Source organism: Streptomyces sp. NPDC107550, from assembly GCF_055639095.1.
Map to the genome: position 1 here is coordinate 169654 of NZ_JBVKBC010000008.1, position 18624 is coordinate 188277.

The following is an 18624-nucleotide window of genomic DNA, read 5'->3' on the forward strand; positions in this document are numbered from 1 at the left end:
CTCAGCGCTTGATCACCTCCAGCGACGCTACGCACCCCCGCGCCGCCCCGCCATCGCAGACATCCGATCGGACACCCGACCGGGACGGGCCGCGCACCGGGCCGCGCCCTCGCCCGGCACACCCGCCGCCGGCGACCGCACGCCTCAGGGCCCTGCTGGAAACCGGAAACCGGAAACCGGCTTGAGTCTCCAGTGGGTGGAGGCGGCAGAGTGTGCCGCGTGGACACCATGACCCTCTACTCGATCGGGGAGCTGTCCCGCCGGACCGGCCTGTCCGTGCGGACCATCCGCTTCTACTCGGACACGGGGGTCCTGACCCCGACGACCCGAAGCCCCGCCGGATACCGGCTCTACGACCTCGACGCACTGCTCCGTCTGGAACTTCTGTGCACACTGCGCGACCTGGGCATGGACCTGGCCACGATCCGGCCGGTCCTGGACCGCCAGGTCTCCGTGCCGGAAGTCGCCGCCGCGCACGCGGACGCCCTGGACGCCCAGATCCGCGTACTTCGACTGCGCCGGAGCGTGCTGCGCGTCGCGGCGGGACGCGCCACCGACCCCGAGGAGATCACACTCATGCACAGGCTCACCCGGCTGACCGGCGAGGAACGCCGCCGTCTGATGGACGACTTCGTCCACGGCACGTTCGGCACCGACAAGGCCGCCACCGCCGAAGCGGCCCTGGTGCGCGCCGCCGTCCCCGACCTCCCCGACGACCCGTCAAGCGAGCAGGTCGCCGCATGGGTGGAACTGCTGGAACTGGTCGGTGACGAGGGCTTCCGGGAGCGCATGCGCCGGACGGCCGCCTGGCAGGTCACCGGACGGCCGCTCCCCGTCGAGAGCGAGGCGGGCGAGGACGTGACCCGGTTCGCCCGGGAGACGGTGACCGCGGCGCGGCGGGCGGGTATCGCCCCGCTCAGCGAGGAGGCCGCACCCGTCGTCGACGGCATCGTGCGCCGCTACGCCGAAGCGCTCGCGCGGACCCCCGACGCGGAGTTCCGGAGCTGGTTGGCCGAGCGGTTCGAAGCGGGACACGATCCGCAGGTGGACCGGTACTGGCGGCTGGTGTGGACCGTCAACGGCTGGCAGGTCGTACCGGACCTCGTCCCCGTGCACCCCTGGCTCATCGAGGCCCTGCGCAAGCACCGCGACGTGTCACCCGTGTAGCGCGGGCGGCCGTCACGCCGGAGGCACGGACCGGCAGAGGCGCGGAGGCGCGGAGGCGCGGAGAGGCGGCGTCGCGGGATACGGGGCCGCCGCCGACGGGAGGATCGTCGGCGGCGGCCCCTGATACTGCGGTACGGCATCAGCCCCTACGGAACCGCAGCGTCCGCAGCTCGAACGGGCGCAGCCCCACCGGCACCCCGCCCTCGGTCACCGGCTCGGGCTCCGCCCCCTGGAGCGGGCGTTCCAGCAGGTCAGTGGCGACCACGTCCGCCGCGGGGAAGCCCGGGGTCAGGACTGCCCGGGCCCGCCCGCCGTGAGCCTCGTGGAAGCGGACCACCACGTCACCGCTGCCGTCGTCGGCGAGTTTCACCGCCGTCACCACGACCGCGTCGTCGTCCACCGCGACCAGCGGCGCGACCTCGCCCGCGCCGGTCACCACACGCTCGGGCAGGTTCACCCGCCAGCCCTCGCGGACCGCGTCGCCGATCGTCGCGCCCGGCACCAGCGCGTGCCGGAAGCGGTGTGTGCCCTGGTCGGTCTCCGGGTCGGGGAAGCGCGGGGCGCGCAACAGCGAGGCCCGCAGCGTCGTCGTCGTACCGCCGTCCGCGTACCCGCCGTCACTGTCCCCGGCGCCGGCACCGGCGTCGTCGCCGTCCCGCACCGCCCGGGTCACGTCGTGTCCGTACGTCGAGTCCGTGACGAGGGCGACGCCCCAGCCCGGTTCCTCCAGGTGCACGAAGCGGTGGTTGCACGCCTCGAACTTGGCGGCCTCCCATGAGGTGTTGGTGTGCGTGGCGCGGTAGAAGTGCCCGAACTGCGTTTCCGACGCGTACCGTTCGGCGTGCACGTCCAGCGGGAACGCCAGCTTCAGGAACTTCTCCGTCTCGTGCCAGTCGACCTCCGTGTCGATGTCGAGCCGGGCCGAACCCGGGCGCAGGCTCAGCACCTGCGTCGCCTTCGACGAGCCGAAGGAGCGCACGACCCGCACCGCCGCGACCCCGTCCCCGGCGTCCTCGACGGCCGTCACCTCGTCGGCGTCCGTCAGATCGACGACGGTGTTGCGGTAGAACGCGTCGACGTCCCATGCGTCCCACATGTTCGGGAAGTCGGGGTGCATCTGGAGCAGGTTCGCCGCCGTGCCCGGCGCGATGGCCTCCCGGCGCGCGGCGATGTCGTACGCGGAGACGACGAGGCCGTCGCCGTCCACGACCACCCGCAGCAGCCCGTTGTCCAGGACGAGCGTGCCGTCCTCGCCCTCGGTGACCCGCGCCGCGTCCGCCCGTACGGCAGGCGACGCGCCGCCCGCGGGCACGCCGTCCCGGGCGTGCGGGGCCGCGTTGAAGACCAGCGGCACCCCGCCCTCGCCCGCCAGCGCACGCTGCGCGTCCTCGATGATCGCGGTCAGCTCCCCGGCGATCCGCCGGTACGTCGCCTCGGCCTCGCGGTGCACCCAGGCGATGGACGAACCCGGCAGGATGTCGTGGAACTGGTGCAGCAGCACCGTCTTCCAGATCCGGTCCAACTCCTCGTACGGGTAAGGGACTCCGGCCCGCACGGCCGCCGTCGCCGCCCACAGTTCGGCCTCGCGCAGCAGATGTTCGCTGCGCCGGTTGCCCTGCTTGGTGCCGGCCTGGCTGGTCAGCGTCGCCCGGTGCAGCTCCAGATACAGCTCGCCCACCCACACCGGCGGCTTCGGGTACTCGGACTGCGCCTTCTCGAAGAACGCGGCGGGCGTGCCCCACTCGACGCGTGCGGAACCCTCCAGGTCCCTGAGCCGTGCGGCCTTGGCGACCATCTCGCGGGTGGTGCCGCCGCCGCCGTCGCCCCAGCCGGTCGGCGCGAGCGACACCGAGGCGACGCCCTTGTCCTTGAAGTTCCGTGCCGCGTGGGCGATTTCGCTGCCCTTCATCGAGCAGTTGTAGGTGTCGACCGGCGGGAAGTGTGTGAAGACGCGCGTGCCGTCGATGCCCTCCCACAGGAAGGTGTGGTGCGGGAACTTGTTCACCTGCGACCACGAGATCTTCTGCGTCAGCAGCCACTTGGAGCCCGCCGCCTTGATGATCTGCGGCAGACCGGCCGCGAAGCCGAAGGTGTCCGGCAGCCACGCCTCGTCGTTCTCCACCCCGAACTCGTCGAGGAAGAACCGCTTGCCGTGCACGAACTGACGGGCCATCGCCTCCGACCCCGGCATGTTCGTGTCGGCCTCCACCCACATCCCGCCGGTCGGCACGAACCGGCCCTCCTGGACGGCGGCCACCACCCGCTCCCACACCTCGGGCCGGTGCTCCTTGATCCACGCCCACTGCTGCGCCTGCGACATGGCGAACACGAAGTCCGGCTCGTCCTCGAGCAGCGCCGTCATGTTCGACGTCGTACGCGCCACCTTGCGGACCGTCTCGCGCAGCGGCCACAGCCAGGCCGAGTCGATGTGCGCGTGCCCCACCGCCGTGATCGTGTGCGCGGACGGCTCGGCAGGCGTCGCCAGCACGTTCGCCAGGCACGAACGCGCCTGCTGCGCGGTGCCGTTGACGTCCTGGAGGTCGATCGCGTCCAGCGCCCGGTCCGCGGCGCGTACGAGGTCGTAGCGCCGGGCGGAGTCGGCCGGCAGCTCCGCCACCAGCTCGCCCAGCACCTCCAGGTCCATCACCAGGTGCCACACCGTCTCGTCGAAGACCGCGAGGTCCATGCGCGCCAGCTTGTACAGCGGGTCGCGGTGCGCGGTCTCGATGTCGCCGAGCTGGGTGGGCTGGAAGGGGTGGTAGTCCAGGAGTACGGGGTTGGAGGCGGCCTCGATACGGAACTCGATCTCCTCGCCGCCCTCGACCGGCGCGCCGACGCTCACCCACTGGTTGTTCGGGTTCAGGCCCTTCACCGGGGTGCCGTCGGGCCGGTAGACGAGGCCCTCGCACTGGAAGCCGGTCATGTTCGTGTCGAAGCCGAGGTCGAGGATCGCCTCGACGTGCCGCCCCGCCCACGCGGCGGGCACGGTCCCGGTCACCGTGAACCAGCTCGTGCCCCACGGCCGGCCCCACGGATCGCCCACCGCCGCGGGCGTCGTCGGCGCCGCGAGGCCCTCAGCGACGGGCACCGGCTCGCCCGGCGCCTCCCAGACGGCGATGTCCAGGGGCACGGACGCGGGATACACGGCGGGCCGGATGCGCTCGTCGAGCACCCGCTTGAGGCGGGCCTCGACGAGTCCGCGGTCGTCATGCATGGGGAGGTCTCCTTCGATGGGGTGGTGCGGTGATGCTGTGGTGCGGGTGGTGCTCGTGTTGTTCGTCGTACGGAAGTGAGGGGCGGGGCGTCAGCACGGTGCCCGGGGCGCGGGGCACCCCGCGACGGAGGGTCCGGGGTGCCCCGCTATGAACGCCGGCGGCTTCAGTGGACCTGCTCGACCGTGACCACCTCCGTGATCCCGCGCGCCGCCAGATGTCCGGTGTCCTGCGCCCGCGAGGCCAGCACCGCCGTGGGCCGGACGCCGTCGGCGACGAGCCGGAAGAACGCCTCGTAGAACGCCCCGCCCGGCGCGCACACCGACCGGGCCGTACTGGTCAGGCGGTCCCCGGCGTCCACGACCAGCGCGGTCGTGCGCGGCGCGGGCGCGAACGTCCGCGCGCCGTCCGCGTACTCCCGGGCGACCCGCTCAAGGACGCGCGCGGTGTCCTTCGGCGTACGGTCGTTGGTGAGGAGCCCGAGCCCGTACTCCAGCTCGGGGAAGTCCGCGAGCGAGCGCGACACGTCGTGCGAGCACCACCAGGTGACGCCCCACAGGTTCGGGCAGTCGAGGGCCGCGTCGAGGGTGGCCTCGGTGAAGGCGGCCGCGTGCTCGGGCGGCACCAGCGGGGCCGGCGCCCCCACTTCCTGGAGCCACACCGGCCGCGCCGGGTCGGCGGACCACGCCTGCGACAGCTCGACGAGGTACGCGGCATGGTGCTCGCTGGGCACCGAGGCCCGGCCGTGGAGCTGGGCCGTGCCGTTGAAGACCCAGGAGTGCACCGCCGTCAACGCCCCGTGCCGGGCGGCGTGATCGGGAGTGAACGGCATGTCGTCCTGGTACCAGGCGGCGTCGTACTCGGCGTGCAGATGCATCCGGCCAGGGGCGCCCTCCTCGCAGGCGGCGAGCATCCGGGTCAGCCAGGCGTCGATCTGCTCAGGGGTGGCCCTGTCGGGGTCGGGGTGCGGATCGGCGGAGAACTGGTTGACCTCGTTGCCGACGGTCATGCCGAGGAAGTTCGGCCGGTCCGCGAGGGCCTCGGCGAGCGTTTTCAGGTACGCGGCCTGACCGGAGACGACGTCCGGGTCGGTGAAGAGGTTGCGGCGGTGCCAGGTGCGCGTCCAGGCGGGGAGGAAGTCGAAGCTGGAAAGGTGCCCTTGGAGGCCGTCGACGTTGACGTCGAGGCCGCACTCGGCCGCCGCGTCCGCGAGGTCGAGCAGATGCTCCATGGCGCGGGGCCGGATGAGGGTGCGGTTCGGCTGGAAGTACGGCCAGAGCGGGAAGACGCGTACGTGGTCCAGGCCGAGCGCGGCGATCGACTCCAGGTCGGCGCGGACCGCCGAGGGATCGTAGTCGAGCCAGTGGTGGAACCAGCCCTGGCTGGGGGTGTAGTTGACGCCGAAGCGGGGGGTGGTGGCCATCGGAAGGCTCCAGGGGAGGGGATCGGGGGCGAGGCGGTGGTCCGGGCGGTCAGCCCTTGACCGCGCCCTCGCCGACGCCTCGGAAGAAGAAGCGCTGGAGACAGGCGAACATGACGATCAGCGGGGCTACGGCGATGATGGTGCCGGCCGCGATCACGCGCTGGTTGTTGGCGAAGGTGCCGTGCAGGAAGTTGAGGCCGACGGTGAGCGTGAAGTTCTCGGAGTCGGACAGGACGATGAGCGGCCACAGGAAGTCGTCCCAGGCGCCCATGAAGGCGAAGATGGCGACGACCGCGAGGGTGCCCTTGACGGCGGGCAGCGCGACGCGGACGAACCGCTGCCACACGTTCGCGCCGTCCACGACGGCCGCCTCCTCGATCTCGTACGGGATGCCGCTGAAGGCGTTCCGCATGAGCAGGACGTTCATCGCGCCGATGCAGCCGGGCAGTACCACCGCGACGAGCGTGTCGTTGAGGTCGAGACTGCGCATGGTGGCGAACTGGGCGATCATGATCGCCTCCATCGGGACCAGAAGCGCCGCCACGAACACCAGGGAGGCGACGGCGCGGCCCTTGAAGCGCAGCCGTGCGAGCGCGTAGCCGGCCATCGCCGCGCCGACGATGTTGGTGAGGACGTTGGTGACCGCCACCTTCAGCGAGTTCAGGATGTAGTCCCACACCGGGATGATGTCCGCGACGCCCTGGTAGTTGTCGAGCGTCGGCTCCTTCGGAAAGAGCTGGGGCGGCGAGGTGAAGATGTCCTCGTTCGCGCCCTTGAGGGACGTGGACAACTGCCACAGGAACGGCCCGATCATGACCAGCAGGACCAGGGTGAGCGCCAGATAGCGCACCACGTACCGCCAGGTCGGTGTCCGGCGCCGGGAAACACGCCGCTTGGGCGGGGGCGCGGCGGATGCGGAGGCGGGCACGGCGGTCGGCGCGGGAGTGGCCGGGGGCGGGGGAGGGGTGCTCATCAGTCCTTTTCCTTCCGGTCGGCCCGCAGCACGAACAGCATCAGGATCAGCGTCAGGACGAACAGCGTGATCGAGATCGCGGAGGCGTAGCCGGTGCGGCCCTGGAGCCCGGTGCCGGCCCGCTGGATCAGCATCACGAGCGTGGTGTCCTGGCCGCCGGGCCCGCCGGTCGGACCGGCGATCATGAAGACCTCGGAGAAGACCTTGAAGGCGGACACCGAGGAGAGCGCGCCCACCAGGACCATGGTGGGACGGACCGCGGGGACCGTGATGGAGAAGAACCGGCGGATCGCGCCCGCTCCGTCCACCTCGGCCGCCTCGTGCAGCTCACGCGGCACGTTGGTCAGCGCCGCCAGATAGATGATCATGTAGTAGCCGAGGCCCTTCCAGACCGTCAGCAGCATCGAACTCAACAGCAGCAGCCACTGGTTCGACAGGAACGGCACCGGGTCGATGCCGAGCATCTGGAGCACGCCGTTGACGAAGCCGCGGTCGTCCAGCATCCACACCCACATCAGGGCGACGACCACGACGGACGCCACGACCGGGGTGTAGTAGGCGGAGCGGAAGAACGCGATACCGGGCACGTGCTTCTGCACCAGCAGCGCCAGCAGCAGCGGCAGGAACACCAGCAGCGGTACGACCACGACGACGTACAGGGCGCTGTTGCGCAGAGCCACCCAGAACTGCTCGTCGTTCAGCATGGCCTGGAAGTTGTCCAGGCCGACGAACTTGCCCTCGGTGAGCGTGCGGGCGTCGGTCATCGACTTCCACACCGTGGACACGAACGGGTAGAGGTTGAAGGACAGGGTGATCAGCAGCCCCGGCGCGAGGAACAGCCAGGGACTCACGGGGTGATGGGTGCGGCGGGCCCCCCGCCCGCCGCCGCGCCCGGAGGCACGGCGGCGGGCGGGGGAGGCGTCGCGCGCGGTGGCGGCGGTCGGGGTGACCGGGCCGGGGTCGGTTGCGAAGGGCGCGCTCACGGGACTACGTCCCCTCAGTTCTGCTCAAGGAGCTTGTTCATCTGCTCCACGGCGCTGTCCAGCGCGGCCTTCGGCGACGCCTTGCCCTGGAAGCACTTGGCGATCTCGTTGCGCAGGATCGTCTTCATCTCGTCGCTGAAGAGGACCGGCGTGTAGTTGACCGCGCTCGGCAGCATCTTCGCGGACGCGACCCGGATCTTGCCCTCCTCCGTGCCGTCCTCCTTCGTCCAGTACTCCTTCTGCAACGAGCCCTTCGTGGACGGGAAGACGGCGACCTTCTTCCCGAACGCCTCCTGGTTGTGCTGGTCGGTGACGAAGTGCGCGAAGGCGACGGCGGCCGCCGCGTGCTTGCTCTTGCCGTTCACCGAAAGACCCTGGAGGTACATGTTCTGCTTGCCGGTGTTGGTCGGTACCTCGGTGATGCCGATGTTCTTGTACAGCGACGGCGCGTTCTTCTTGAAGTTGTCCAGGTCGTGGGCGCTGCCCGGGTTCATGGCGATTTCCTGCTGGAGGAACTTCTGGCCCGTCGAGTCGTCCTTGAGCGTCAGCGTCTGCTTGTGCAGCCCGCCGTCGTCGTACAACTTCTTGTACTTGGTGAGGAGTTCGACGCCCTTGTCGCTGTTGAGCGCCATCTTCTTGCCGTCCTTGTCCATCGCCTCGACGCCGTAACGGCCGAAGTCCTCGATGGTGGGCGGCTGGCCGAGCGTCGCCTCGCCCTTGTCGGCGAGCTTGTGGGCCGTGGCGAACAGTTCGTCGAAGGTCTTCGGCGGCTTGTTCGGGTCGACGTCCGCCTTCTTGAACATCGTCTTGTTGTAGAAGAGCGGCCCGCTGTTCAGGTACCAGGGGAAGGCGTACGTGCCGTCCATCCCCGGCATCTCGTAGCCCTTCCAGGCACCCTCCAGGTACTCGGACTTGAACTTCGACGCGGTCTTGTCCGTGTCGAGGTTGAGCAGCAGGCCCGCCTTGGCGAGCGGGTAGGCGAGGTCCGGGGAGACGTTGACGACGTCCGGCAGCGAACCGGCCGAGGCGTCGGCGCTCAGCTTGTCGGCGTAGTTGTCGGCCGGCTGGTCCACCCAGTTGACCTTGGCGTCCGGGTACTTCTTCTCGAAGTCCTTGATGACGCCCTCGAAGTAGTCCTTGAAATTCGCCCGGAGGTTCCAGGTCTGGAACTTGATGGTTCCTTCGACCTTGCCGTCCGTGCCGGACGCGGCCTTATCGCTGCCGCCCCCGCCACCGCACGCGGTGACGGCGGAAAGACAGAGGACCGTACCGAGACCGACGGCTGCCCGGATCGCGGCGCTGCGACGAATGGACATGAGTGACCTACTCCTTGCCTGGGTTCTTGCCCGGTGCGAAGAACTGGGCGTCAGCCTGTAGCCCGATTCCCTTAACGTCAAAGCCCGATAAACGCTCCCTGTTTGCAAACTCGCAGGTCAGGGCGGCTAAACAGGGCTAAAGTCTCTAAATTCAGGGTGGCTTGACGGCGTGCACAGTGGAATTGTGGGTGGCGTTACTGTGGCGCGTAGGAACAACCCGAAAGGATTCCCGCGGACATGCGTATGCCCAGGGCAATGAAGCCCCGAGGAAATGCAAGGGCCGAAAGGCCGTACTGTGCGCACGGTGCGGTACGTCCGCGGGGGAGTGCCGAGTGAACGAGCGCGGGGGCCCCTGGCAGGGCCGCGACGAGCAGCGGCACGCGGCAGGCCGCCCGCCGCGGCCCCACGCTCCCACCCTCAAGGACGTCGCACGCGAGGCAGGCGTGTCCACCAGCGCCGTCTCCTTCGCCCTGAACAACCGTCCCGGAGTCTCCGAAGCGACCCGCCGCCGCGTCATCGAAGTCGCCGAACGCCTCGGCCGCGGCACACGAGTGCGCGGCCGGGCGCCGGGCCGGGAGCCGTCCCGGGCGATCGGCATGGTCCTCGCCCGCCCCGCCGGAAGCCTCGGCGTGGAGTCGTTCTTCCTCCAGGTGGTCTCCGGCATCCAGGCCGGACTCGCCCCCCGCGACCACGCCCTCGTCTTCCAGATGGTCGACGGCATCGAGGCCGAATGCGACCTGTACCGGCGCTGGTGGTCCGAGGGCCGCGTAGACGGCGTCATCGTCGTCGACCCCCGAGTGAGCGACCCGCGCCCCGGCGTGCTCTCCGTGCTGGGACTGCCCGCCGTCGTCATCGGCGCGACCGACGCCCCAGGCCCGGGACACCCGAGGGCCGGCCGCCGCCCGGCCCCGCCCGGCACCGGCCGCCGCGCCCGCATCTCCAGCCTCTGGACGGACGACGCCGGCGCGATGGACCTGATCCTCCATCACCTGTACGAGCTGGGGCACCGCCGCATCGCGCACATGGCGGGCCCGCCCGGCCTCGCCCACACGGCCCGCCGCATCGCCGCCCTGCGCGCCACCGCGCGGCGCCTCGGCCTCGACCACACCGTGTCGGTGACCACCGACTTCACCGACCGGCAGGGCACCAAGGCGGCCCGCCGCCTCCTCGCGGGCCCCATGCGGCCCACCGCGCTCATCTGCCACAACGAGGTCATGGCGGTGGCGGCGGCCGGTGTCGCCGCCACGCGCGGACTGCGCATCCCGGACGACCTGTCCCTGGTGTCCTGGGAGGACTCGGCGGTCTGCCGCACCTTCCACCCCCCGATCGCCTCCCTCGCACGCGAGCCCGGAGCCTTCGGCCACCGCGCCGCCACGGAGGTCCTGAGCCTGCTCGAAGGGGCCGAACCGCGCTGCCTCCAGGACCCGTTGCCCCGCCTCGCGCCCCGCGACAGCACGGCACCGCCACCGCCCGCGGGGCCGGCACAGACGAAGGTGCCGCTACCACGCGACTTCCACTGACAGTTCTCCGGGACGGTGCCTCCCGGCGAGGCGCCCCCGCCCAAAGGGCCCCCGGCGGGGCGCGGTCCCGTCAGGGTGCCTTCCGTTAGGCGCCCCCGATGAGGCGCGCGCCCTCCCCGCCCCCCCCGTCATCTCCCATACGTCCCACCCCCCTTGCCCTCCCGTCCACCCATTCCCACCCGAGCGAGCATCCCCATGACGCCCACCCTCCCTCTGCCCCGTACCTCCGGCCCCTCCTGCCGGCTCGTCGCCGCCATCGACATCGGCGGCACCAAGATCGCCGGAGCGCTCGTCGACGGCTCCGGCGCGCTCCTGGCCCGCGCCCAGGTGCCGACCCCCGCCGCCGAGAGCGCCGACGTGCTGACCGCGCAGGTACGCCGGGTCGTCGACGAACTCCGCGCCCACCCCGACTGGGGCCGCGTCGCCGCCGTCGGCGTCGGCTGTGCCGGCCCCGTCGACACCGCCCGCGGGACGGTCAGCCCGGTCAACATCCCCGGCTGGCGCGACCACCCCCTCCTCGACCGGATACGCGAAGCGGCCGGCGGCCTGCCGGTACGGCTCATCGGCGACGGGCCCGCCATCGCCGCCGCCGAGTTCTGGTGCGGGGCGGCCCGGGGACGTACCAACGCGCTGTGCATGGTGGTCTCCACCGGTGTCGGCGGCGGACTCGTCCTCGACGGCAGCCTCTACACCGGTACGAGCGGGAACGCCGGGCACATCGGGCACATGAGCGTCGACCTGGACGGCGAGGAGTGCCCCTGCGGCGGGCGTGGCTGCGTCGAGCGGCTGGCGAGCGGCCCGAGCATCGTCCGGTACGCGCTCGCCCACGGCTGGACGCCTCCGACGGGCGAGAGCGCGACCGCGCAGACGGTAGCCGAGGCGGCCCGGGCCGGGGAGTCGGTTCCGCTCGCCGCGTTCGACCGCGCGGCCCGCGCCGTGGCCGCGTCGGTGGCCGCGACCGCCGCGCTGGTGGAACTGGAGGTCGTGGTGATCGGCGGCGGCGTCGCCAAGGCCGCCGACCTCGTCTTCCCCCGCGTCCGCAGGGAGTTGGAGCGGTACGCCACGCTGTCCTTCACCCGGAACATCGAGGTGCTGCCCGCCGAAGCCGGGACGGACGCGGGGCTCGTGGGCGCGGCGGCGGTCGCCTTCGACGCGGCGCACCCCACGGCGGCGCCCGCAACCGCCTGACCGGAGCCCCCTTCCCCTTTCTGTGCCGTCGCCGGCTCGTTCCACGCACCGGCGGCGGCACACGCGCGTACGGCGACACTCATGCACGTACGGCGGCCTTCATGCGCGTACGGCGGTGCTCGCGCGCGTATGGCGGCACTCGTCCACGTACATACGTCGGCGGCGCAAAAAAGTGCTGCCCCCGCGGGGCAGGCGGGGGCAGCGGGTGGTGGCGGCGGAGCGGGACAGCGCTCCGCCGCCACCACGTCTCGGGGTCGGCCGGGCTCCGGGCCCGACCGGCTCAGTCGGGCAGTCGTTCGCCCGTCACGTCGGAGAAGAGGTGCAGTTCCTCCTGGCGCGGGATGACCCGGACGGTCTGGTCCCGCAGCCCGCTCTCCCGGCCGAACGTCCTTACGGTGAGCGGGGTTTCCACCCCGTCCTCGATCTCGACGTTGCCGTAGGCGTAGCCGTCCGAGCCCAGTTCCTCCACGGTGAAGAAGGTGACGGGGAGGCCCTTGTCGCTGTGCTTGGCGTGGAAGTCGAGGTGTTCGGGGCGGATGCCGATGGTGACCGTCGGTCCTCCCGCCGCGGCGCGGGCCGCCGGGCTGATGCCGAGCACGCTGCCGCCGAAGTGGATGCCGTCCTCGGACAGCGGCAGGGAGATCAGGTTCATGGCGGGGGAGCCGATGAAACCCGCGACGAACTTGTTCGCCGGCCGGTCGTACATGGCGCGCGGCGACGCGACCTGCTGGAGCAGGCCGTCCTTGAGCACCGCTACGCGGTCGCCCATCGTCATCGCCTCGACCTGGTCGTGCGTGACGTACACGGTGGTGGTGGCGAGCCGCCGCTGGAGGTTGGCGATCTCGGCGCGGGTCTGCACCCGGAGTTTGGCGTCGAGGTTCGACAGGGGTTCGTCCATGAGGAAGACCTGCGGTTCGCGCACGATGGCCCGGCCCATGGCGACGCGCTGCCGCTGGCCGCCGGAGAGCGCCTTGGGCTTGCGGTCGAGGTACTCGGTCAGGCCGAGGATCTTCGCCGCCTCCGCGACCCGGCGGGCGATCTCCGACTTCTCCACCTTGGCGATCTTCAGGGCGAAGCCCATGTTCTGGGCGACGGTCATGTGCGGGTAGAGCGCGTAGTTCTGGAACACCATCGAGATGTCCCGGTCCTTCGGCGGCAGATGGGTGACGTCCCGCCCGCAGATGGAGAGCGTGCCGCTGGAGACGTCCTCAAGGCCGGCCAGCATGCGCAGCGTCGTGGACTTCCCGCAGCCGGACGGGCCGACGAGGACGAGGAACTCGCCGTCCTCGATATGCAGATCGAGCGCGTCCACGGAAGGCCGATCGGCTCCCGGATAGACACAACTTGCTTTGTCGAACGTTATTTCCGCCATGGGTACGGAGTCCCTTCTCACCGGCGGTACGTGCCGGACGATCCGAATGGAGGGAGGTGACACGGGGGCGACTATCGACGGCACGCCCCGAAGGACGAATTCGCCGAATCGGAGCCCGCGTTCGCATTTCTGACATCACCCTGCAAGGCGGCTCACCCTTTGTCAAAACGCCGCATCCCGAACCGAATTGGGAGGCGGGGCGGGCGCCGAAATCGCTCTGCGTCACGGGGCCGAAAGTCCCGGCCCGCGGCCCTCTGATGGTGGGATGAAGCGCGGGGTGCGAAGTGCGGGCCGTGCGGACGGTCGGGCCGATGGTCCCCGAGGGCGGGACTAACGGCAGGTTGTCCGCATCGCCGCAGTTCACGAGGGTGGAGACAGCCGGAAAGACCCGGCGAATCCGCACCGCTCCAGAGCCCGGACCACCGTAAGGCCGTACCGGGCCACGGTCAGGAGGGCCTCATGCGCCGAATTCGCGCCCTGCCGAGCAGAATTGCCGCCGACATACGATGGCAGCGGGACGCCTTGTGCGTGGACTCCGACCCCGAACTCTTCTTCCCCGTGGGCACGTCCGAACTGGCGGAGGCCGAAGAACGCCGGGCCAAACAGGTCTGCGAAGAATGCGCGGTGCGCGTCCGCTGTTTCCAATGGGCCATGGACCACGGCGTCCCGGAGGGAATCTGGGGCGGCCTCACAGCCGGCGAACGCCGCGAGGTGGCCGCCCGGCTGCGGGCGTCGATGTGACCTGCCCCGCCGTCCCTCGGGGCGGGCGGGGTACCTTGAGGCCGTGAATGATGGTGCGCGGGGGGCGTTCGCGGTGCAGGTCAAGCGGGTGGTGCTGCCGCTGGTGATCGGCGTGTCGGTTGTGCCGTGGCTGCTGGCGACGGTGCCGACGACGCTGTGGGGGTTCTCGGAGGCGTCGCACGGCCTGTGGCTGATGTTCGGCACCCGGCTGGTCCTCGTACCTGTGCTGCTGGCCGTCCAGGTCGTCGGCGTGGTCGCCGCTTTCCGCCACTACGACGGTCTGCGCGCGGGCTTCTGGCCGGGAGCGGGGCTGACGTTCGCGCTGCTCGCACTGTTCACCGTGATGGCCGTGGCGGCGACGTGGGGCGCGTGGGGCGGCCTGCTCTGGATGTGGGCCCTGTACACCGGTTACGTCTTCTTCGTGTTCGCCTTCGGCGGGAGGTCCTGGAAGAGGGCCTTCGCCTGAGAGAAGAGCGTCTGTCGTCAGGCGGTGGCGCGGGTGCCCGGAGTGTGGCCGAAAGTGCGGCGGAAGACGTCGATGAACGTGCTGGCCGACGACCAGCCGCAGCGGTGGGCGACGGTGGTGACAGAGGTGCCGTCGGCCAGCGGGATCAGCGCCTGGTGCACCCTGATCTGGGTGCGCCACTGGGCGTGCGGGCCGAGGAGGTTCTCGCTCCAAGTCACTCTCGGCCAGGACTACTTGCCGTCCCGCGTCGGAACCGCCAGCGGCATCACCCTCGGCCTCACCGTCAGCATCGGCGGCCTCGCCAGCCCCCTCCTCGGCCACCTCGCCGACGCCACCGCCCTCCGGGCCGCCCTCACACCCCTCATCGCCATGCCCGCCCTGAGCTGGCTCCTCTTCCGCGCCCTCCCCGAACCCACGGCGCCCGGCAGCCGAGGGCTCGGTGGCAACTCGGCCTATCGGGAACCTTCCTCCGGCCCTCGCTTGTAGAAGGACTCCTCCAGGTACGCCACCTCGTGGGGTTGGTAAGGCTCCTCCAGGTAGGCCGCCTCGTCTGCGTCGAGCTCGACGCCCACCGAGGCGACCGCGTCGGTCAGTTGGGCCGGCTTGGTGACGCCGATGATGGGCGACGTCACCGTCGGGTTGCGCATGACCCAGGCCAGGGCGACCTGGGCCGGGGACAGCCCGCGCCTCCGGGCGACCTCGTGGACGCGCTCGATCACTGCCTGGTCCCCGTCGCGGTAGAGGATCTTGCCGCCCGGGTCTGTGGCTGCACGTGCCGTCGCGGTGTCCCCGGCCCGGCCCCCGTCCCGTGTCAGCCTGCCCCGCGCCAGCGGGCTCCACGGGATCACGCCGACGCCCTGGTCCGCGCAGAGCGGCAGCATCTCCCGCTCCGCCTCCCGGTGGATGAGGTTGTAGTGGTCCTGCATCGACACGAACCGGGTCCAGCCGTGCAGGTCAGCCAGGTACAGGGCCTTGGCGAACTGGCAGGCGTACATGGAAGAGGCGCCGAGATAGCGGACCTTCCCGGACCTGACCACGTCGTGCAGCGCCTCCAGAGTCTCCTCGATCGGGGTGTCGTAGTCCCAGCGGTGGATCTGGTACAGGTCGATGTAGTCGGTCCCCAGCCGCTTCAGGGAGGCGTCCAGCTCGGTGAAGATCGCCTTACGGGACAGCCCGGCGCCGTTCGGTCCGGGCCGCATCCGCATCCAGACCTTGGTGGAGAGGACGACCTCCTCGCGCCGGGCGAAGTCCTTCACCGCCTGCCCGACGATCTCCTCGCTGCTTCCCGCGCTGTACCCGTTGGCCGTGTCGAGGAAATTGACGCCTGCCTCAAGCGCCTGCCTGATGATGTCCCGGCTGGCGTCCGCGCCAAGCGACCAGGGCTCGCCGCCCCGGTCCGGCTCGCCGAAGCTCATGCAGCCGAGGGCGATGGCGGAGACTTCCAGCCCGGTCGTACCGAGTTTGACGTATCGCATGCCGCGAAACGTAGGAGTTGAAGTGCGCTTCAACGCAAGTGCGGCGCGGGTACGTTCCACGCGCGGCGGGCACGACGACGGGCATGACCGGTACGAGGGGCCGGACCGCGAGTTCCCGGCGGCCGTGCACGGGGGGAGTGGGGCGGCGACGCGGGCGGAGCGTGACCCGGGCCGGGGAATCGCCGCGCCGAACCCGGGTCAGGGCGGGTCGCCCGATGACCGGGCCGGGGAGACCCGCCCCCGACCGGCTCGACCCGGGCCGAGGGAACCGCCCAGCCCGGGCCGCCCCGCCCCGGACCGTCTCGTCCCGGGCCAGGGAGAGCGGCCCCGCCTCGGGCCGAGGGAACCGCCCCCCGCCTTGGGCTGGGGGGAACCGCCCCCGCCCGAGCCGAGGAAACCGCCCGCCCCGCCCCGAGCCGCGAGTCCTCACATCGTCGTACCGAACCGCTCCCAGACCCGGTGCGCGGAAAGCAGCACCTTCAGCTGATCGAGGACCGCCGTACCGCTGTCACCGACCACCACACCCGGATCAGCGACCGGCAGGCCCGCGGCCTCGATGGCCTGCCCCGCGCCCGCCCAGCCGCCGATGGCCTTCCCGTGGCGGTACGCCTCCTCCAGCAGGAGCCGCACGCGCGGATCGAGCGTCGCGGTCGCGCTGTCCGCCTTGGCGTCCCGCGCCGGGACGGCGTCCGCGCCCGCGGCCGGCACCCCGACCACCACGAGGGCGTCGAACTCGATGGACCGGGCCGTGGCGAAGGTCCGCTGCACCGTGACCGGGTCGCCGTCCGCATCCAGCTTGCCGCCCGCCGGGGCGATGACCAGCGGCACCATCCCGCCGTCGAGCATGGTCTGCCGGAGGGTGCGTACACCGTCCAGGTCGACCGTCCCGTCGGTCACGATGCCGACGATCCGGCCGTCCGCCGGCCACTGACGGCCGATCTGGGAGAGCGCGGCGCTCGGCTGCGGGTCCGTCAACGGCACGGTCGGCGCGGGCGCCGGCAGCCCGAGCGCGGCGGCGACCTGCGCGCACAGCTCAGCGTCGATGTTGGCCAGGGACTGCAAGCCGCGTTCCTTGATCGCCTGCTCGTAACACTTGCCGAGCTCGAACGAGTAGGCGTTGACGATGTGCTCGCGCTCCACCGGCGTCATGCTCAGCCAGAACAGCCGCGCCTGGCTGAAGTGGTCGTCGAAGGAGGCGGGCGACTCCCGTACCTTGCGGGAGGCCGGCAGTTCGGTCGGGACCTCGATGTCCGCGCCGTCCGCCGCGCCCGCCATGAACGGGCAGCCGCCGTCGAGCGAGTTCGGCTGGTACGGCGCGACGCCGCGGTGCACGGCCGTCTGGTGCATGCCGTCCCGCAGCATGTCGTTGACGGGGGCGTGCGGACGGTTGATGGGGATCTGCGCGAAGTTCGGGCCGCCGAGCCGGCTGATCTGCGTGTCCAGGTAGGAGAAGAGGCGGCCCTGCAACAGCGGGTCGTCGGTGATGTCGATGCCCGGGACGAGGTGCCCGGGGTGGAAGGCGACCTGCTCGGTCTCGGCGAAGTAGTTCGACGGGTTGCGGTTGAGCGTCAGCAGCCCGATCGGCCGCACCGGGGCCAGCTCCTCCGGCACGATCTTCGTCGGGTCGAGCAGGTCGATGCCCTCGAACGTCTGATCGGGGGTGTCGGGGAACGTCTGGATGCCCAGCTCCCACTGCGGATAGGCGCCCGCCTCGATCGCGTCGGCGAGGTCCCGGCGGTGGAAGTCGGGGTCCACCCCGCCCGCGATCTGCGCCTCCTCCCACACCAGCGAGTGCACGCCCAGCTTCGGCTTCCAGTGGAACTTCACCAGCGTCGTCTCACCGGCCGCGTTCTCCAGACGGAACGTGTGGACGCCGAAGCCCTCCATCATCCGGTACGAGCGCGGGATGCCCCGGTCGGACATGTTCCACAGCGTGTGGTGCGTGGCCTCGCTGTGCAGCGTGACGAAGTCCCAGAACGTGTCGTGGGCGCTCTGCGCCTGCGGGATCTCCCGGTCGGGGTGCGGCTTGCCGGCGTGGATGACGTCGGGGAACTTGATGGCGTCCTGAATGAAGAAGACCGGGATGTTGTTGCCGACGAGGTCGAAGGTCCCCTCACTGGTGTAGAACTTCGCGGCGAATCCGCGGGTGTCACGGACCGTGTCCGCCGAGCCGCGCGAGCCGAGCACCGTGGAGAACCGCACGAAGACGTCCGTCTCGACGTCCTTGCCGAGGAACGCCGCCTTCGTGACCCCCGCAGCGGTGCCGTACCCCTGGAACACGCCGTGGGCGGCGGCACCGCGCGCGTGGACGACGCGCTCCGGGATCCGCTCGTGGTCGAAATGGGTGATCTTCTCCCGGAGGTGGTGGTCCTGGAGCAGCACCGGCCCGCGCGGGCCCGCCTTCAGCGAGTGATCCGTGTCGTACAGGCGGTCGCCCTGCGCGGTGGTGAGAAACCGCCCCTGCTGGGCCACGTCATCCTGCGTGTCGCGGGACGGGACCCCGGTGGGGCTCGTCGGCCGGGGCCCGCTCTGATCGGCCTTGGGCGGCAGGGGGCCCCGGGGCTCGGTCGGCTCGTCGAACGCCGGCGACTCCACGCCGGGCTTGCCGGGAACGCCGTCCTCCGGCCCGTCGGGAGCGGCCTCACCGGTCAGGGTCTCCTTCAGCTTCTCCGCCGCGTCCCGAAGGGGGTGGCCGTCGCTCATCTCGTCTCCTTCAATGCTTGGCGCTGCGCTTGGGCCGTACGAGCAGTCGTACGACGGTGCAGGTGAAGTACCCGCATTTGACCCT

13 protein-coding genes and 2 pseudogenes are annotated in these 18624 nt (G+C 71.0%); 6 read left to right on the forward strand and 9 right to left on the reverse strand.

Annotated elements, in window-relative coordinates:
* Window positions 1-219: 219 nt before the first annotated feature.
* Window positions 220-1167, forward strand: a complete 948-nt coding sequence (locus tag ACZ7LY_RS14290; protein WP_471624864.1) for a MerR family transcriptional regulator — start codon at window positions 220-222, stop codon at window positions 1165-1167.
* 139 nt (window positions 1168-1306) lie between these two features.
* On the opposite strand, the gene ACZ7LY_RS14295 is transcribed toward ACZ7LY_RS14290, so the two are convergent.
* From ACZ7LY_RS14295 to ACZ7LY_RS14315, 5 genes are all read right to left on the reverse strand, one after another.
* The gene (locus tag ACZ7LY_RS14295) at window positions 1307-4381 is read right to left on the reverse strand and encodes an alpha-mannosidase (protein ID WP_471624865.1); all 3075 of its coding nucleotides are present in this window, start codon (window positions 4379-4381) and stop codon (window positions 1307-1309) included.
* Window positions 4382-4545: 164 nt separating this feature from the next.
* Complete coding sequence (locus ACZ7LY_RS14300; RefSeq protein ID WP_471624866.1) at window positions 4546-5802, reverse strand: glycoside hydrolase 5 family protein; 1257 nt, start codon at window positions 5800-5802, stop codon at window positions 4546-4548.
* A 49-nt stretch (window positions 5803-5851) separates the two neighbouring features.
* Window positions 5852-6775, reverse strand: coding sequence for a carbohydrate ABC transporter permease (locus ACZ7LY_RS14305; RefSeq protein WP_471624867.1), 924 nt, complete (start codon window positions 6773-6775; stop codon window positions 5852-5854).
* The gene (locus tag ACZ7LY_RS14310; protein ID WP_471624868.1) at window positions 6775-7758 is read right to left on the reverse strand and encodes a carbohydrate ABC transporter permease; all 984 of its coding nucleotides are present in this window, start codon (window positions 7756-7758) and stop codon (window positions 6775-6777) included. Before ACZ7LY_RS14310 ends, ACZ7LY_RS14305 begins: the two co-directional genes overlap by 1 nt.
* 14 nt (window positions 7759-7772) lie before the next feature.
* Window positions 7773-9074, reverse strand: coding sequence for an ABC transporter substrate-binding protein (locus ACZ7LY_RS14315; protein WP_471624869.1), 1302 nt, complete (start codon window positions 9072-9074; stop codon window positions 7773-7775).
* Window positions 9075-9406: 332 nt separating this feature from the next.
* Here ACZ7LY_RS14315 and ACZ7LY_RS14320 point away from each other — a divergent pair, with 332 nt between their 5' ends.
* Both ACZ7LY_RS14320 and ACZ7LY_RS14325 read left to right on the forward strand, forming a co-directional pair.
* Window positions 9407-10594, forward strand: a complete 1188-nt coding sequence (locus ACZ7LY_RS14320; RefSeq protein WP_471624870.1) for a LacI family DNA-binding transcriptional regulator — start codon at window positions 9407-9409, stop codon at window positions 10592-10594.
* Between the two features lie 195 nt (window positions 10595-10789).
* A complete protein-coding gene (locus ACZ7LY_RS14325) occupies window positions 10790-11782 on the forward strand; it encodes an ROK family protein (protein WP_471624871.1) in 993 nt (330 codons plus the stop codon).
* Between the two features lie 280 nt (window positions 11783-12062).
* Here ACZ7LY_RS14325 and ACZ7LY_RS14330 read toward each other — a convergent pair whose 3' ends face one another.
* The gene (locus tag ACZ7LY_RS14330; protein ID WP_471624872.1) at window positions 12063-13154 is read right to left on the reverse strand and encodes an ABC transporter ATP-binding protein; all 1092 of its coding nucleotides are present in this window, start codon (window positions 13152-13154) and stop codon (window positions 12063-12065) included.
* 459 nt (window positions 13155-13613) lie between these two features.
* On the opposite strand from ACZ7LY_RS14330, the gene ACZ7LY_RS14335 reads away from it, so the two are divergent.
* Both ACZ7LY_RS14335 and ACZ7LY_RS14340 read left to right on the forward strand, forming a co-directional pair.
* Window positions 13614-13895, forward strand: a complete 282-nt coding sequence (locus ACZ7LY_RS14335; protein WP_471624873.1) for a WhiB family transcriptional regulator — start codon at window positions 13614-13616, stop codon at window positions 13893-13895.
* A 43-nt stretch (window positions 13896-13938) separates the two neighbouring features.
* Window positions 13939-14361 (forward strand): hypothetical protein, encoded by a 423-nt coding sequence (locus ACZ7LY_RS14340; RefSeq protein WP_471624874.1) that lies wholly within the window; start codon window positions 13939-13941, stop codon window positions 14359-14361.
* Between the two features lie 17 nt (window positions 14362-14378).
* Here the strand turns inward: ACZ7LY_RS14340 and ACZ7LY_RS14345 are convergent.
* Window positions 14379-14543: pseudogene (locus ACZ7LY_RS14345) on the reverse strand (helix-turn-helix domain-containing protein); the annotation flags it as partial.
* Window positions 14544-14562: 19 nt separating this feature from the next.
* Here ACZ7LY_RS14345 and ACZ7LY_RS14350 point away from each other — a divergent pair.
* A pseudogene (locus tag ACZ7LY_RS14350) lies at window positions 14563-14847 on the forward strand (MFS transporter); the annotation flags it as partial.
* On the opposite strand, the gene ACZ7LY_RS14355 reads toward ACZ7LY_RS14350, so the two are convergent.
* Together ACZ7LY_RS14355 and ACZ7LY_RS14360 are read right to left on the reverse strand one after the other, a co-directional pair.
* A complete protein-coding gene (locus ACZ7LY_RS14355) occupies window positions 14814-15836 on the reverse strand; it encodes an aldo/keto reductase (protein WP_471624875.1) in 1023 nt (340 codons plus the stop codon). The pseudogene ACZ7LY_RS14350 and the gene ACZ7LY_RS14355 sit on opposite strands and share 34 nt — an antisense overlap.
* Before the next feature lie 426 nt (window positions 15837-16262).
* Entirely contained in the window at window positions 16263-18539 is a 2277-nt protein-coding gene (locus ACZ7LY_RS14360) for a catalase (RefSeq protein ID WP_471624876.1), read from the reverse strand.
* Between the last annotated feature and the right edge of the window lie 85 nt (window positions 18540-18624).